Source organism: Amycolatopsis viridis, assembly GCF_011758765.1.
Lineage (GTDB): Bacteria > Actinomycetota > Actinomycetes > Mycobacteriales > Pseudonocardiaceae > Amycolatopsis_E > Amycolatopsis_E viridis.
The window spans coordinates 1,983,580-1,998,015 of the sequence record NZ_JAANOU010000001.1 but is presented as its reverse complement, the minus strand read 5'-3'; the positions used below and the strand labels follow the sequence as shown (position 1 = coordinate 1,998,015).

Genomic DNA, 14,436 nt, shown 5'->3' with positions numbered 1-14,436 from the left:
CCGCGCCGCTACTGCGGGTCGAGGGCGGCGATCTTCCACGCGCCGTCCACCTTGCGGGCCGTCACCGCCAGGGCGGCCGAGGAGGACGTCTGCTGCCCGGTCGTCGTGTTCAGGGTCTGCTGGTCCAGGAACGCCAGCACCCGGGCGGTGCCCCCGCGCAGGTCCTGCACCCCCAGTGCGGACACCGTGGTGGTGCGGATGAGCTTCTGCGCGGACGCCTGCTGCCCGGCGGCGGCGAACGTGTCCCGGTACTGGGTCACCGCCTCGTCCACCAGGACCGCGGCCGCGGCGCGCTCGGTGCGGGCCAGGTTGCCGTAGTCGTAGGAGAACACGGCCTTCAGCCCCGCGCTGATCTGCTCCCCTACCTCGCCGGTGGCGGTGGTGTCCGCGAGCGCCTCGTTCGCCGTGTGCCACCGGCCGGCCTGCACGGCGGCCCACCCGGCGAACCCGCCGGCCAGCACGATGACCGCGGTGAGCACCGACACCCAGGTCGCGACCCGTGGCGTCATCCGGCCGCCTGCACCGAGGTGATGCGCCACGTCCCGCCGGCTCGCGCCACGTCCGCCGTCAGATGGCTGCGGCCCGGCTGCGGCGCGGCGCCGTTCGCGGCGATCGAGACGTCCAGCACCGCGATCACCCGTGCCGTATCGCCGGCCAGCTGGGTCACCGCGATCTGCCGCAGCGAGGCGGTCGTGACCAGTTTCGCGGTCGTGGCCCGCGCCACCTGCGCCTGCCGGTCACCGCTGAGCGAGGTGCCCAGCTGCCCGCTCGTCACCGCGATCCACCGGTCGAGCGCGGCGTTCCCGTCCCGGTAGTCGATGGTGTTGAGCGCCACCAGCGCGTCACCCGCGGCGGCGGCCACCGCGTCCCGGTCGCGTCCCCGCACCGCTCCGTCGTCGGATGCGGCGCGCCACCAGCCCCACCCGGACCACGCCGCGGCCAGCACCGCCAGCACCGCGACCACCGCCAGTGCGCCCAGCAGGCGCGGGATCCGCCTCATCCCGGCAGCCCCAGCAGCTGCCCGAGCGTGCTCGCGGTCCCCGCGGCCAGCCCCAGCACCCCGGGCAGCTGCGTCCCCTGCGCGGGCGCCGCCGGCGCCGGCTGCGACGCCTTGGCCGGGTTCACCGGCTTGCCCGCGTACGGCGCGTTCTGCGCGCCGCGCACCCCGGTCGGGCTGCCCGGCGGCTCGGCGCAGTACGCCTGCGTGTTGGCCGGGGCCTCGCTGGTGTCGCTGGCCGGGCGTTCCCGGGTGGTCTCGTAGCCCTTGGTGCACGAGTGCGGGTCGAAGAAGTTCAGCACGAGCCCGAGGTGGCCCTCGCCGTTGGACCACACCGAGCGCGTGAACGCGGAGATCACCGGGTAGGCGACCAGCAGCTCCTCGATCGCGTCGGTGCGCACCGAGGTGATCTGCGCGGTGGTGAGCAGGTTGGCGACCAGGACCCCGAGGTCGGTGCCGGAGGTCGCGAGGATCGTGTCGAGGTCCCGCGCGAGCCCGGGCGTGGTCTCGATGACCTTGCGCAGGTCGGGGTCGGCGCCCTTGAGCCGGTCGGCGATGGTGCGCAACCCGGCCGCCATCGAGGTGATGGTGCCGGCCTGCCGCTGTTGCGTGTCCAGGACGACCCGCCCGTCGGCGAGCAGCCTCGTGGTCTGCGGCAGGTTCTGCGCCGCGGCGGCGGTGACGGAGTTCGCGGTGTCGAGCAGCTGTTGCAGGTCGGGGCCGCTGCCGGCGAACGCGTCGTAGGTCTCGTCCACCACCGTCCGCAGCGACCTGGTGTCCACACTGGACACCAGGCGGTCCAGGTCGGCCAGCACGGTGTCCGGCGAAACCGGGATCGCCGTCCGGTCGCTGGTGATCACCGACCCGTCCGCCAGGTACGGCCCGTCCTGGTGCTGGGGACGCAGGTCGACGTACTGCTCGCCCACCGCCGACCGCGTCGCGACCACGGCCCGGGTGTCCGCCGGGATCTCCTCGGCGGAGGTGATGTCCAGGTCGACGGCGACCCCCTCGTCGGTCAGGTGCAGCCTGCTCACCCGGCCGACCGCGACACCGCGGTAGGTCACCTCGGCGCCGGCGAAGATGCCACCAGACTCGGTCAGGTTCGCCGTCACCCGGTAGCCGCTGGTGCCGAACAGCCGGTCCAGGCCCGCGTACTCGCCGCCGGCGTAGCCGACCGAGGCGAGCGCGATCAGCAGGAACGCCATCAGCTGGATCCGGTGCTTGCGGGTGATCACGGCGTGCCTCCCAGCAGGGTGCCGAGCAGGCCGCCGAGCCCGGTCAGCAGGCCGGCCTGCTGCTGCGCGGACGGGGCCGCCTGCGCGGCCGGCGGCGGGATCGGCAGTGGTGGCGCCGCGGCCGACGACGACGGGATGCTCCCGGTGTTCTTGGGCAGCTGGATGACCGGGAGGTGCCCGGAGTTCGCGATGTTTTCGAAGATCGCGTCCAGGTTGAGGTCCAGGCGCGCGGTGACGTTCGCGTAGTCGCCCTTGACCACGTCCCCGGCGACGTCCGGCAGCGGGTAGGTCGGCAGGATCTTCAGCGCCTCCGGCAGGTTCGTCCCCGCTTCGGCCAGTTTGGACAGTGTGGGCGCGAGCGCCCGCAGGTCCGCCACGAGCGACTCGCGGCTGGCGTTGATCGTGTCCACCGCCACCCCGGAGAGCCGGTCGAGCGACTGCAACATGCCGACGAGCTGGTCCCGCTGCCGGGTCACCACGGCCATGCCGGGCGCCAGATCGGTCAGCGCCGTGGTGAGGTTCGCGGTCTGCGCGACGAGCGTGCCGGACAACCGGTTGAGGCCGTCGATGGCGCGGATGATCTCCGACTTCTGCCCGTCCAGCTCGGTCGCGATCTCGTCCACCCGCGCCAGCAGCGCCCGGATCTCCGCCTCGTTGCCGGTGAGCGCGTGGTTGAGCTCCCGCGTGATGTCCGCCAGCTGGTTGATCCCACCGCCGTTGAGCAGCAGCGACAACGCGCCGAGGACCTCTTCGACCTCGGGGTTGCGGTTGGTGCGGTCCAGCGGGATCACCGAGCCCTCGTGCAGCGACCCGGGGGCCGGTTGGCCGGCCGGTTCGGCGAGCTCGACGAACTTCTCGCCGAGCAGGCTGGACTGGCGCAGCTGGGCGAAGGAGTTCTCCGGCATCCGCACGCCGCCGTTGAGGCTCATGGTGACGACCGCCGACCTGGTGTCGGGCGCCAGCTCGATCACGTCGACCCGGCCGATGGGCACGTCGTTGACCTTCACCGCGGCCTGCGGCACCAGGTCGAGCACGTCGGTGAACCGGGCGGTGATCCGGTACGGGTGGTCGCCGAGGTCCGCCCCGCCCGGCAGCGGCGTGTGGTAGAGCCCGGAGAACCCGGCCGGCCCGCAGCCGGCCACGAGCAGCAGCACCCCGGCGAGCAGTCCGGTGAGCCGTGTCATCGGCCGGCCTCCGGGATGTCGACCAGGGGCAGCAGGGGCAGCGGCGGCAGCTTGCCGCTGCCGATGTCGGCGAGCAGCTGCGGGATCGAGGGCACCTTCGCGATGCCCTCCACCACCGGCGCGATCGCCTGGCACACGTCGCTCACCGTGGTGGGCAGCCCGACCGGGGTGGACGCCTTGATCAGCCGGCACAGTGTGGTGATCAGCGGATTGGTGAACTCGTTGGCGTTGTAGCGGATGGCGATGCTGCCGGAGGCCGCGTCGTAGGAGTTGATGAAGTTCGTCATGCCGGTCGGGCCGACGTCGAGCACTTCGGCCAGGGCCGCCCGCTGGTCCACCAGCACCTGCGTGATGCTCGCCAATTTGTCCACATTGGACGTCAGCAGGTCCTTGTTCTCGGCGACGAAGCTCTGCACGTCCCCCAGCGAGGAGCCGAGCGCGGCCAGCGCGGCGCTGACGTCGCCGGAGTCGGCGGCGAGGAAACCGGTGACGTCGCCGAGCCGCCGGTAGAACTCGTCGAGCTGCGCGTCGCTGCCGGCGAGCGTGGTGGTGAACGACTGGAGGTTGCGCACGGTGGCGAACAGGTCGTCCTTGGAGTCGTCCAGCGTGCGCGACAGGTTCGCCAGCTCGGTGACGGTGCTGTTCAGGTTCAGGCCGTTGCCGTCGAGGTTGGCGGCCGCGGTGTTCAGCAGGTCGGACAGCGCGCCGTGCGCGTTGGCGCCGTCCGGCCCGAGGCCGGTGGACAGCTTGTCCAGGGTGCTGTAGAGGTCGTCCAGCTCCATCGGCGTCGCCGTGTGGTCCTGCGGGATCACGGTGCCCGGCGCCATCACCGGTCCGCTGTCGTAGGCCGGGGTGAGCTGCACGTACCGGTCGCTGACCAGGCTGGGCGCGACGACCACGGCACCGGCACCGGCCGGGATCCGCACGTCCCCGTCGATCCGCATGTCGACCCGCACGACGGCGCCTTCCGGCGTGACACCGGTGATCTCGCCGACCGGCACACCGAGCACGCGGACCGACGATCCGGCGTAGAGCCCGACGGTCTTGTCGAACAGCGCGGAGATGCGGGTGCCGCCGGTGTCCCGCAGCGCCAGGTACAGCCCGGCGGTCACCAGCAGCGCGGCCACGCACCCGGCAGCAACCCAGCGGTACGCACCGCGTGCGGCGTGGCTGTCCAGCGTCATCGGCCCCCCACTCCCTGGTCCGGCGCCGACAGCGGCGGCGTGCAGCCCTCCGGGTTGACCGACAGCCCGCCGGCCTTGATCACCGGTGGCAGCAGGCCGCAGATGTAGCCCTCGAACCAGCGCCCGTTGCCGGTCGCGTTCGCGCCGACACGGGTGAACGGCGCGAGCAGCGCCAGGCTGCGGTTCAGGTTGTCCTGGTTGTTCTGCAGGATCGTGGTGACCTCGCCGAGCCGGTCCAGCGTCGGCCGCAGCCGCGCCCGGTTGTCGGCGACCAGGCCGGACAGCTGGGCCGCGAGCTGCTGCGTGCCGGTGAGCAGCGCCTTGATCGCGTCCCGGCGCTGCTGGAGCTCACCGAGCAGCAGGTTGCCGTCGGTGATGATCGCGGTGAGCTGCGCGTTGCGGCCGGCGAGCGTCTGCGACACCTGGCGGGTGCCGGCGAGCAGGTTCGCGAGCTCCTGGTCGCGTGAGGACACCGTGCGCGACAGCGCGGACAGGCCGGACAGCGTGTCCCGCAACGGTTGCGGGGTGTCCTTGAGGGCATCGGCGACCGCGTCGAAGCTGCGCGCGAGCTGTGTGGTGTCGATCTCACCCACGGTGGCGGTCAGCTGCTGGAACGCATCCTGCAGCTGGAACGGCGTGGTGGTCCGCTCGACGGGGATCGGGTCGGCCGGGTCCTGCGCGCCGCGGCCCCGGGGTTTCAGCGCCAGATACTTCTCCCCCAGCAACGTCTTGATCTCGATGGAGGCGGTGGATGCGTCGCCGACCCTGGTGCGCTCCACCGTGAACCTGACCAGCACCTGCTTCCCGGCCAGCGACACACCGGTGACCTTGCCGACCTTCACCCCGGCCACCTGGACCTCGTTGTCCGCGGTGAGCCCCGCGGACTCGGCGAAGTACGCCTGGTAGGTGGTCCCGGTGCCGAGCAGCGGCAGCTGGTCGGAGAAGTAGGACACCAGTGTCACCAGGACGACGAGCACCAGCGTCACCGCGCCGACAGCGGCCTGGTTGCGATCCTTGAGCGGCTTCATCACCGGCACCTGTCCGGAAGCTCGGTCGCCGGGAGGGGGAGCATCGGCAGCGTGATGTTCAGCGAGGTGATGCCGATGGTGCCGGTCAGGTTGCAGAGGTAGTAGTTGTACCAGCTGCCGTAGCTCAGGGTCCGGGTGAACTTCTCCAGGTTGCCGGGCAGCTTTTTGAGCAGCTGGTCGATCAGCTGCCCGGAATCGGCGAGCGTGCCGGACAGCGTGCCGAGCGCAGCGATGTCCTGCTGCACCGGCGGGCGCGCGTCGGCGAGCAGGCCGGCGGTGGCGTCGGTGAGCTCGCCCAGCGCCGACACCGCGTCGCCGATCGGGCCGCGCTGCGCGGCCAGGCCGGACACCAGCTGCTGGGTCTGGCCGATCAGCTCGGACAGCTGCGGGCCGTGCTCGTTGACCGTGGTGAGCACGGTGTTGAGGTTTGCGATGACCTGGCCGATCACCTGGTCGCGCCCGGCGATGGTGCGGGTGAGCGAGGCGGTGTGCGACAGCAGGCTTTCGATGGTGCCGCCCTCACCCTGGAACACCTGGATGATCTCGTAGGAGAGCTGGTTGACCTGCTGCGGGTCCAGCGCGGCGAACAGCGGTTTGAACCCGTTGAACAGCACGGTGAGGTTCAGCGCGGGCTGGGTGCGCTCGGGCGGGATCATGCCGCCGGCGGGCAGCTGGTCCTCACCCGGGACGGTGGTGCCCAGCGACAGGTACCGCTGGCCCACCAGGTTGCGGTACTTCACCGTGGCGGTCACCGCACCGGGCAGCCGGTAGGCCGACTGCACGGTGAAGTGCGCGTCGGCGTAGCTGGTGTCGCCGTCCTGGGTGACCGTGATGCCGTCGACCTGCCCGACCTTGACGCCGGCGATCCGCACGTCGTCACCCTCGTGCAGCCCGGAGGCGTCGGTGAACCGCGCGGTGTAGGTGTCGGTGACGCCGAAGTTCGTGTTCGCGATGGTCGCGCCGAGGATCCCGGTGAGCAGGACCGTCACGGCCGCGAACACGCTGATCTTGATCAGCGCCGGCAGGAACCCCCTCACCGGACCTCCACCTCCGCCCCGCGGTAGAGCGGTCCGGCGAGCAGGCTCGCCCAGCCCGGCACGTCCTGCGGCGCGGCCGGGGACACCAGCGCCGCGATCAGGTCCTGCTCGGCCGCCGAGTTGGCGATGGAAGCGGTGGTGGACGAGCCGCTCGCGATGATCCCGTTGCTGGGCAACGGCACGCTTGCGCCGGGACCGGCCGGCGGGTGGGTGGACCCGTCCTGGACCGGGCCGCCGGGCGGGTACTGCGGCCACCGGCCGGGCGGCAGCACCATCGGGTAACAGCGCGGGCCGCGCTTGTCGAGGTAGGCCGGCTCGTCCCGGCCCGGCTCGTACTTGGTGCGGTCGGCGACGAACCGGATGGTCACGTGGTTCATCCGGTCGGTGCCGTACCCGAACGCCTGGTACGCGCGCGGCACCGCGTCGGCGAGCTGCTGGAGCAGGCACGGGTACTCCGGCGCGTACTTGGCCAGAACGTCCAGAGTGGACTGTGAGGTCACGGTGAGGCGGATCAGGTTGGCCTGGTTGACCCGCAGGAAGCTGTCCAGGTCGTCGCTCGCGGTGGTCACCGTCGCCCACACCTGGGCCAGCGTCTGCTGTTCGTCCACCAGGGTCTTCGTGGTGGTGGTCAGGTCGGCCAGCGCCTGCAGGAGGTCCGGCGCGGCCCGGTTGTAGGTGTCGGCCACGTTGGCCAGCCCGCTGATGTCGGCCTTGAGGTCCGGCAGCGACGGGTTCAGCCCGCCCAGGTACTCGGACAGGTGGACCAGCGTGGCGCCGAGCTGTCCGCCCCGGCCGTCGAGCGCGGTGGAGACCGCGCCGAGCGTGCTCGCCAGCTTCTGCGGCTGGACGGCCTGCAGCAGCGGCATCACGTTGTCCAGCACCTGTTCCAGCTCGATGGCGGAGCTGCTGCGGTCCTGCGGGATGACGTCACCGGCTGCGAGGTGCCGCGGCACCGGGCCGGGCGGGATCTGCAGGGCCACGTAACGCTCGCCGAACAGGGTCTTGGGCAGCAGCCGCGCCGACACGTTGGCCGGGATCACGTCCAGCTGGGCCGGGTCGAGCGCGAGCTGGAGCGCTGCGTGGTCGCCGAACGCCTCGATCGCGCGCACCTCGCCCACCACGACACCGCGGATCTTGACGTCGGAACCCTTCCGCAGCTGGTTGCCGACGTGGTCGGTCTCCAGCCGCACCAGGGCGACCGGCGTGAACTCCTGGTGGTAGGCGGCGATGGTGGTGGCGAAGAACAGCCCGCACACGACGAGGAACACCAGGCCGAGCACCTGGTACCCCAGCCGCCGGAACAGCACCGCCCGTCTCATCCGGCGATCCTCACCGTCGTGGTCGCACCCCACACGGCCAGGCTGAGGAAGAAGTCGAGCACCGAGATCAACACGATCGACGTCCGCACCGCGCGGCCCACCGCCACGCCGACACCGGCCGGGCCGCCGCTCGCGGTGTAGCCGTAGTAGCAGTGCGAGAGGATCACCAGCACGCTGAACACGATCACCTTGCCGAACGACCACAGCACGTCCTCCGGCGGCAGGAACAGCCCGAAGTAGTGGTCGTAGGTGCCCGCGGACTGACCGTAGAGCCACACCGTGACCTGCCGGGAGGCCAGGTAGGACGAGAGCAGGCCGACCGCGTACAGCGGGATCACCGCGCCCAGCCCGGCCAGCACCCGGGTGGTGACCAGGTAGGGCAGGCTGGGCACCGCCATCACCTCGAGCGCGTCGATCTCCTCGGAGATCCGCATCGCGCCGAGCTGGGCGGTGAAGCCGCAGCCCACGGTCGCCGACAGCGCGAGCCCGGCGGCCAGCGGCGCCACCTCCCGCGTGTTGAAGTAGGCCGAGATGAACCCGGTGAGCGCGGCCGTGCCGAGCTGGTTGAGCGCCGCGTAGCCCTGCAGGCCGACGATGAGACCCGTGAACAGGGTCATGCCGATCATCACGCCGAGTGTGCCGCCGATCACCGCGAGACCGCCGGTGCCGAAGCAGACCTCGGTCAGCAGGCGCAGCGTTTCCCTGCGGTAGCGGCGCAGCGTGCGGGGCGCCCAGGCCAGGGCGCGGACGTAGAAGGAGAGCTGGCTGCCCAGTCCCTCCAGGATCGCGCCCGGCCGCGCGATCATCTCGAGCGTCCGGTCGGGCACCCCCGGCCGCCGGTCCAGTGTCTCCGCGGTCATCACAGCGCCTTCGGCGGAACGATCCGCAGGTAGATGGCGGTCAGTACGACGTTGATCAGGAACAGCAGCAGGAAGGTGATGACCACGGCCTGGTTCACCGCGTCGCCGACGCCCTTCGGCCCGCCGGCCGGGTTGAGCCCGCGGTAGGCGGCCACGACCCCGGCGACGAACCCGTAGAGCACGGCCTTGATCTCGCTGACGTAGAGGTCGGGCAGCTGCGCCAGCGCGTTGAAGCTCGCCAGGTACGCGCCCGGGGTGCCGCCCTGCAGGACGACGTTGAAGAAGTAGCCGCCGAGCACGCCCACCACGCTGACCAGGCCGTTGAGCAGCACCGACACCACGATCGCGGCGAGCACGCGCGGCACGATCAGGCGCTGGACCGGGTTGACCCCGAGCACCTCCATCGCGTCGATCTCCTCGCGGATCTTGCGCGCCCCGATGTCCGCACAGACCGCACTTCCTCCCGCACCGGCGACGAGCAGGGCGGTGATCAACGGCGCGGCCTGCTGCACGATGGCGAGTGCGCTGGCCGCGCCGGTGAACGACTGGGCGCCGATCTGCTGGGTGAGCGACCCGAGCTGCAACGCGATCACCGCGCCGAACGGGATCGCGACGAGCGCGGTCGGCAGGATGGTGACGCTGGCGAAGAACCAGCACTGCAAGATCCACTCGCGGAACTGGAACGGCCGGCGCGGGATGGCGCGCAGCACCTGCCAGGCCAGTGTGGACAGGCGGCCGACCTGAGCGAGCGCGGCGGTGCCCGGTACCGTCAGCGTTCCCGTGCGTGACCCCATCACACCTCCGCGACCCCAGCCCTCGTTTGCTCTGAGTCTTACTCCTCGGTGGGAAACCGTTTTGCGTTAGCGGTGTTCACTTCGTATTCCCGTGAAGTCGATCACCCGTGGGAGTTGAGCGCGTGGGTGGCCGTCGCACCGCCGTCGGCCACGAACTCCGCACCGGTGCAGTAGGAACTCTCGTCGCTGGCCAGGAACACTGCGAGCTGCGCGATCTCCGCCGGCTGCCCGACGCGTCCCAGCGCGACCTTCCGGCCCACCCAGGACGTGTCGACGTCGGCGCCGCCCGCGGCGTCGGACACCATCCGGGTGTCGATCATCCCGGGATGGACCGAATTGACCCGGATCCCCCGGCCACCCAGTTCGAGCGCGGCCACCTTGGTCATGCCGCGGATCGCGAACTTGCTGGCCGTGTAGGCGATCAGGAACGGCATGCCGGCCAGACCCTCCACAGAGGACACGTTGATGACGGAGCCGCCACCGGCCCGTGTCATCGGTCCAACGACCGAGCGCATCCCGAGAAACGCGCCGACCTGGTTGACCCCGACGACCCGTTGGTAATCGGCCAGTGACGTCTCCGCAAGCTCGGAAAAGTGCAGTATTCCGGCGTTGTTCACCAGCACGGTCAGCCCGCCGAACTCGTCCTCGGCGCGCCGCACCGCGGCGTCCCAGTCGTCCTCTCGGGAGACGTCAAGGTGCTGGTAGACCGCGCCGATCTCCGCGGCGAGCGCCGCGCCGTCGTCATCGGCGACGTCGGCGACCAGGACGCGGGCGCCCTCCTCCGCAAAACGCCGGGCCGCGGCCGCACCCTGTCCGCGCGCCGCGCCGGTGATCAGCGCGACCTTGCCGTCGAGGCGTCCCATCACATCATCTCGTCGGTCAGTGGCAGGTACACGGACTTGAGCTCGGTGTAGGCCTCGATGGACGACTTCCCGCCCTCACGGCCGAGCCCGGACTGCTTGAACCCGCCGAAGGGCAGGTGCGGCTCGATCTGGAAGCCGTTGATGCCGATCGTGCCGGCCCGCAGCTTCCGCGCCACCCGGAACGCGCGCTGGACGTCGGCGGTGAACACGCCCGCACCCAGGCCGTACTCGGTGTCGCCGGCCAGCTGCACCGCCTCGTCCTCGCCGGTGAACGGGACCACCGCGAGGACCGGGCCGAAGATCTCCTCCTGCGCGATGGTGGCGTGGTTGTCCACGTCGGCGAAGATGGTCGGGGCGACGAAGTTGCCGCAGGCCAGGTCACCGCCGAGCCGCTCGCCACCGGTCACCAGCCGGGCACCCTCGGACTTGCCCTTCTCGATGTAACCGAGCACCCGGTCCAGCTGCCGGTCGTTGATCAGCGGGCTGGCCAGCACGGCCGGGTCGAACGGGTCGCCGTAGGTCATCGCCCGGGCCATGCCCGCGGCGGCGCCGAGGAACTCGTCGTAGACGTCCCGGTGCACCAGCGCCCGCGTGTTCGCCACGCACGCCTGGCCGGACAGCCCCATCGTGACCGCGCCGACCACGGTGGCCGCGGCCAGCGCGACGTTGGGTGCGTCGGCGAACACCAGTGCGGGGCTCTTGCCGCCGAGTTCGAGCGAGACCCGCTTGAGCGTGCCGGCGGAGGCCGCCACGATGCGCTTGCCCACCGCGCGGCTGCCGGTGAAGCTGACCTTGTCCACCCCGGGGTGGTTGATCAGCGCTTCGCCGACCGGGTCACCTGGGCCGGTGACGACGTTGAGCGTTCCCGCCGGCAGTCCCGCTTCGGCGAGCAGCTCCACCATGCGCAGCACGGTGAACGTGCAGTACTCCGAAGGTTTGAGCACGAGGGTGCATCCGGCGGCGAGCGCCGGGGCGACCTTCTGCGCGAAGAGCAGGAAGGGCGCGTTCCACGGCAGGATCGCCGCGACCACGCCGATCGGCTCGCGGAAGGTCATCGCCAGGTGGTCGCCGCCCTGGTACGGGGTCAGGGTCTCGCCGCCGAGCTTGTCGACCCAGCCGGCGTGGTGGTCGAACACGTCCGCGGCGGCGCCGACGGACGTGGCGTAGATCGTGCTGCTGAACGACAGCGGCACCGAGTTGTCCAGCGCCTGCAACGCCCGCAGCTCCGCGGCGTGCTCCCGAAGCAGGCTGGCGTACCGGTGCAGCACCGCGATGCGGGTTCCGGCCCGGGAGTGCGACCACGCCCCGGACTCGAAGGCCGCCCGGGCCGCGGCCACAGCGGCGTCGACGTCGGCCGCGGTGGCGACGGCGAACTCGCCGATCTCCTCCCCGGTGGCCGGGTGCCGGTGGATCCAGGAGTCACCGCCGGTGCCCGGTACCCAATGGCCGTCGAGGTAGAGCCGGCCGGGCCGGAGCCCGGCGGCTTCGCGGTGCGGCAGCACGGTGAGTGTCATGGGAGCTCCAGGATCTCGGTGGCGGCGAACATCGCCTCGGGGTCTCGCTCGTCGAAGTAGGCGCCCACGGTGGAGTCCAGCTCCCCTTCTGTCCACAATGGACCTACGGTGTCGAAGCGCCGCTCGACGGCGGGCGGCCGCAGCAGCGCCACCATCCCGCCGTGCACCACGAACACCTGACCGTTGATCCGGTCCGCCCGGTCGGAGGCCAGGTAGGCGACGAGCGGGGCGACGTGCTCGACCGAGAGCGGGTCCACCCCCTGGGCCGGGGCGTCGCCGAAGACCCCGGCGGTCATCGCGGTGCGGGCGCGCGGGCAGATGGCGTTGGCCCGCACGCCGTAGCGCGCGGCACCGCGGGCGATGGCGACGGTGAGGCCGACGATGCCCGCTTTGGCCGCCGCGTAGTTGGGCTGACCGGCGGAACCGACCAGGAACGCCTCGGACGCGGTGCTGATCAGGCGCGCAGGCACCGGCCGGCCCGTCGCCTTCGACCAGGTGCGCCAGTACGCGGTGGCGTTGCGGGACAACAGGAAGTGCCCGCGCAGGTGCACGCGGATCACGGTGTCCCACTCCTCGTCGGACATGGCGAAGATCATCCGGTCGCGCAGCACGCCGGCGTTGTTGACGACGACGTGCAGCCCGCCGAAGTGCTCCACGGCGGCCTCGACGAGGGCATCGGCGGTAGCGCGCTCACCCACGTCGCCGGTGACGAGGAGCGCCTTGCCCCCCGCGGACTCGATCTCGTCCACGACGCCCCCCGCGGTGTCGGAGACGTCATTCACCACCACCGACACGCCCGCGCGGGCCAGGGCGAGCGCCTCCGCCCGGCCCAGTCCCGCCCCGGCACCCGTGACGACGGCCACCCGCGGTTCCACATCACCTTCCACGAGGGCCAGACTAGAATCTGTTCTCGTTCGAGACAAGCCCCCGTTTGCCTCGATCAGTCCCGGATGAACAGCGCGTTCTTCGGACACGCGGCCACGGCACGCGAAACACGTTCTACTTCTGATTCGGGCACCGACGGGGTGAGGACGCGCAGCTCCTCGTCCTCGTCCAGCTCGAACACGGCGGGCGCGAACCCGATGCACACCTCGTTCGCCTCGCACAGCGTCCGGTCGACCGCGACCTCCATGGCTTTCCTCCTCGGCTGCACAGCTGATAGAAATAGAACGTGTTCTAGACTAGCGCCACGGACCGGTCTGCTTCCAGCAACGACCGGGCGGGCCGGAGGTGACGGCATGCGGATCAGCTACACGCCCGGGCAGGAACGGCTGCGCGCGGAACTGCGCGACTACTTCGCCCGGCTGATGACCCCGGAGCGCCGGGAGGCGCTGGCCGGCGACGGCGGCGAGTACGGGGATGGCAAGGCGTACCAGGAGATCGTGCGCGAGCTGGGCCGGGACGGCTGGCTCGCGATCGGCTGGCCGGCGGAGCACGGCGGGCAGGCCCGGCCGATGCTCGACCAGCTGATCTTCACCGACGAAGCGGCGGTGGCCGGCGTGCCGGTGCCGTTCCTGACCGTCGGCACGATCGGCCCGACGATCATGCGGTTCGGCACGCCGGAGCAGAAGGCGTTCTACCTGCCGCGCATCGCCGCCGGCGAGCTGCACTTCTCGATCGGCTACTCGGAGCCGGAGGCCGGGACCGACCTGGCGTCGCTGCGGACCCGGGCGGTCCGCGACGGCGACTCCTACGTGATCAACGGCCGGAAGATGTGGACCAGCCTGATCGAGTACGCCGACTACGTGTGGCTGGCCGCGCGCACCGATCCGGACGCGGACCGGCACCGGGGCCTGAGCATCCTCGTCGTGCCGACCGATGCGCCCGGGTTCTCCTGGACGAAGGTGCACACGGTCGCCGGGCCCGGCACGAGCGCGACCTACTACGACGACGTGCGCGTCCCGGTGACCGCCCGCATCGCCGAGGAGAACGCCGGCTGGCCGCTGATCACCAACCAGCTCAACCACGAGCGGGTCGCGCTGACCTCGGCCGCGCCGATCCTCGCCGCGCTGGACGAGGTGCGCCGCTGGGCACGGCAGACCGCGCAGCCGGACGGCAGCCGGGTCATCGACGCCGAATGGGTCCGGATGCACCTGGCTCGCGTGCACGCGCACGCGGAGTACCTGAAGCTGCGCAACTGGCGGATCGCGTGGGCGGCCGGCTCCGGCGAACTGGGCCCGGCGGAGGCGTCGGCGACGAAGGTGTTCGGCACCGAACTGGCGATCGAGGCGTACCGGCTGCTGATGGAGGTCGTCGGCCCCGGCGCGGTGGTGCGCGCCGGATCCCCCGGTGCGGTGCTGCGCGGCCGGCTGGAACGAGCCCACCGGTCCGCGCTGATCCTCACCTTCGGCGGCGGCACGAACGAGATCCAGCGTGACCTGATCGCCGCGTCCGCCCTGTCCCTGCCCGTCACCCGCTGAG

Annotated in this window: 15 protein-coding genes; 1 reads left to right on the top strand and 14 read right to left on the bottom strand. The window is 71.4% G+C overall.

Annotation, left to right across the window (positions count from 1 at the left end):
• Window positions 1–8: 8 nt before the first annotated feature.
• The 14 genes from FHX46_RS09830 to FHX46_RS09765 all read right to left on the bottom strand — a co-directional run bounded on the left by FHX46_RS09830 (window position 9) and on the right by FHX46_RS09765 (window position 13,147).
• On the bottom strand, window positions 9–509 hold the full coding sequence (locus tag FHX46_RS09830) for a hypothetical protein (RefSeq protein WP_167112635.1): 501 nt from the start codon (window positions 507–509) through the stop codon (window positions 9–11).
• A complete protein-coding gene (locus FHX46_RS09825; RefSeq protein WP_167112633.1) occupies window positions 506–1,000 on the bottom strand; it encodes a hypothetical protein in 495 nt (164 codons plus the stop codon). Before FHX46_RS09825 ends, FHX46_RS09830 begins: the two co-directional genes overlap by 4 nt.
• A complete protein-coding gene (locus FHX46_RS09820) occupies window positions 997–2,232 on the bottom strand; it encodes an MCE family protein (protein ID WP_167112631.1) in 1,236 nt (411 codons plus the stop codon). Before FHX46_RS09820 ends, FHX46_RS09825 begins: the two co-directional genes overlap by 4 nt.
• On the bottom strand, window positions 2,229–3,416 hold the full coding sequence (locus FHX46_RS09815) for an MCE family protein (protein WP_167112630.1): 1,188 nt from the start codon (window positions 3,414–3,416) through the stop codon (window positions 2,229–2,231). Before FHX46_RS09815 ends, FHX46_RS09820 begins: the two co-directional genes overlap by 4 nt.
• Complete coding sequence (locus FHX46_RS09810) at window positions 3,413–4,600, bottom strand: MCE family protein (protein ID WP_167112627.1); 1,188 nt, start codon at window positions 4,598–4,600, stop codon at window positions 3,413–3,415. Before FHX46_RS09810 ends, FHX46_RS09815 begins: the two co-directional genes overlap by 4 nt.
• Entirely contained in the window at window positions 4,597–5,628 is a 1,032-nt protein-coding gene (locus tag FHX46_RS09805) for an MCE family protein (protein WP_167112625.1), read from the bottom strand. The genes FHX46_RS09810 and FHX46_RS09805 overlap by 4 nt, the downstream gene beginning before the upstream one ends.
• Window positions 5,628–6,665, bottom strand: coding sequence for an MCE family protein (locus tag FHX46_RS09800; protein ID WP_167112623.1), 1,038 nt, complete (start codon window positions 6,663–6,665; stop codon window positions 5,628–5,630). The genes FHX46_RS09805 and FHX46_RS09800 overlap by 1 nt, the downstream gene beginning before the upstream one ends.
• A complete protein-coding gene (locus tag FHX46_RS09795; protein WP_167112620.1) occupies window positions 6,662–7,984 on the bottom strand; it encodes an MCE family protein in 1,323 nt (440 codons plus the stop codon). The genes FHX46_RS09800 and FHX46_RS09795 overlap by 4 nt, the downstream gene beginning before the upstream one ends.
• Window positions 7,981–8,844 (bottom strand): MlaE family ABC transporter permease, encoded by an 864-nt coding sequence (locus tag FHX46_RS09790; RefSeq protein WP_167112619.1) that lies wholly within the window; start codon window positions 8,842–8,844, stop codon window positions 7,981–7,983. The genes FHX46_RS09795 and FHX46_RS09790 overlap by 4 nt, the downstream gene beginning before the upstream one ends.
• Window positions 8,844–9,638 (bottom strand): MlaE family ABC transporter permease, encoded by a 795-nt coding sequence (locus FHX46_RS09785; protein ID WP_167112617.1) that lies wholly within the window; start codon window positions 9,636–9,638, stop codon window positions 8,844–8,846. The genes FHX46_RS09790 and FHX46_RS09785 overlap by 1 nt, the downstream gene beginning before the upstream one ends.
• A 101-nt stretch (window positions 9,639–9,739) precedes the next feature.
• On the bottom strand, window positions 9,740–10,501 hold the full coding sequence (locus FHX46_RS09780) for a glucose 1-dehydrogenase (RefSeq protein WP_167112615.1): 762 nt from the start codon (window positions 10,499–10,501) through the stop codon (window positions 9,740–9,742).
• The gene (locus tag FHX46_RS09775; RefSeq protein ID WP_167112613.1) at window positions 10,501–12,015 is read right to left on the bottom strand and encodes an aldehyde dehydrogenase family protein; all 1,515 of its coding nucleotides are present in this window, start codon (window positions 12,013–12,015) and stop codon (window positions 10,501–10,503) included. The genes FHX46_RS09780 and FHX46_RS09775 overlap by 1 nt, the downstream gene beginning before the upstream one ends.
• Window positions 12,012–12,902, bottom strand: coding sequence for a 3-oxoacyl-ACP reductase (locus tag FHX46_RS09770; RefSeq protein WP_313886075.1), 891 nt, complete (start codon window positions 12,900–12,902; stop codon window positions 12,012–12,014). Before FHX46_RS09770 ends, FHX46_RS09775 begins: the two co-directional genes overlap by 4 nt.
• Before the next feature lie 53 nt (window positions 12,903–12,955).
• On the bottom strand, window positions 12,956–13,147 hold the full coding sequence (locus FHX46_RS09765) for a ferredoxin (RefSeq protein ID WP_167112611.1): 192 nt from the start codon (window positions 13,145–13,147) through the stop codon (window positions 12,956–12,958).
• 106 nt (window positions 13,148–13,253) lie between these two features.
• On the opposite strand from FHX46_RS09765, the gene FHX46_RS09760 reads away from it, so the two are divergent.
• Complete coding sequence (locus FHX46_RS09760; RefSeq protein ID WP_167112609.1) at window positions 13,254–14,435, top strand: acyl-CoA dehydrogenase family protein; 1,182 nt, start codon at window positions 13,254–13,256, stop codon at window positions 14,433–14,435.
• Window position 14,436 lies beyond the last annotated feature (1 nt).

Coding starts and splice junctions, on each gene's coding strand:
- FHX46_RS09765 (WP_167112611.1), bottom strand. CDS start 13,147: ATGGAGGTCGCGGTCGACCGGACGCTGTGCGAGGCGAACGAGGTGTGC.
- FHX46_RS09825 (WP_167112633.1), bottom strand. CDS start 1,000: ATGAGGCGGATCCCGCGCCTGCTGGGCGCACTGGCGGTGGTCGCGGTG.
- FHX46_RS09830 (WP_167112635.1), bottom strand. CDS start 509: ATGACGCCACGGGTCGCGACCTGGGTGTCGGTGCTCACCGCGGTCATC.
- FHX46_RS09810 (WP_167112627.1), bottom strand. CDS start 4,600: ATGACGCTGGACAGCCACGCCGCACGCGGTGCGTACCGCTGGGTTGCT.
- FHX46_RS09780 (WP_167112615.1), bottom strand. CDS start 10,501: ATGGGACGCCTCGACGGCAAGGTCGCGCTGATCACCGGCGCGGCGCGC.
- FHX46_RS09815 (WP_167112630.1), bottom strand. CDS start 3,416: ATGACACGGCTCACCGGACTGCTCGCCGGGGTGCTGCTGCTCGTGGCC.
- FHX46_RS09760 (WP_167112609.1), top strand. CDS start 13,254: ATGCGGATCAGCTACACGCCCGGGCAGGAACGGCTGCGCGCGGAACTG.
- FHX46_RS09805 (WP_167112625.1), bottom strand. CDS start 5,628: ATGAAGCCGCTCAAGGATCGCAACCAGGCCGCTGTCGGCGCGGTGACG.
- FHX46_RS09795 (WP_167112620.1), bottom strand. CDS start 7,984: ATGAGACGGGCGGTGCTGTTCCGGCGGCTGGGGTACCAGGTGCTCGGC.
- FHX46_RS09785 (WP_167112617.1), bottom strand. CDS start 9,638: ATGGGGTCACGCACGGGAACGCTGACGGTACCGGGCACCGCCGCGCTC.
- FHX46_RS09790 (WP_167112619.1), bottom strand. CDS start 8,844: ATGACCGCGGAGACACTGGACCGGCGGCCGGGGGTGCCCGACCGGACG.
- FHX46_RS09775 (WP_167112613.1), bottom strand. CDS start 12,015: ATGACACTCACCGTGCTGCCGCACCGCGAAGCCGCCGGGCTCCGGCCC.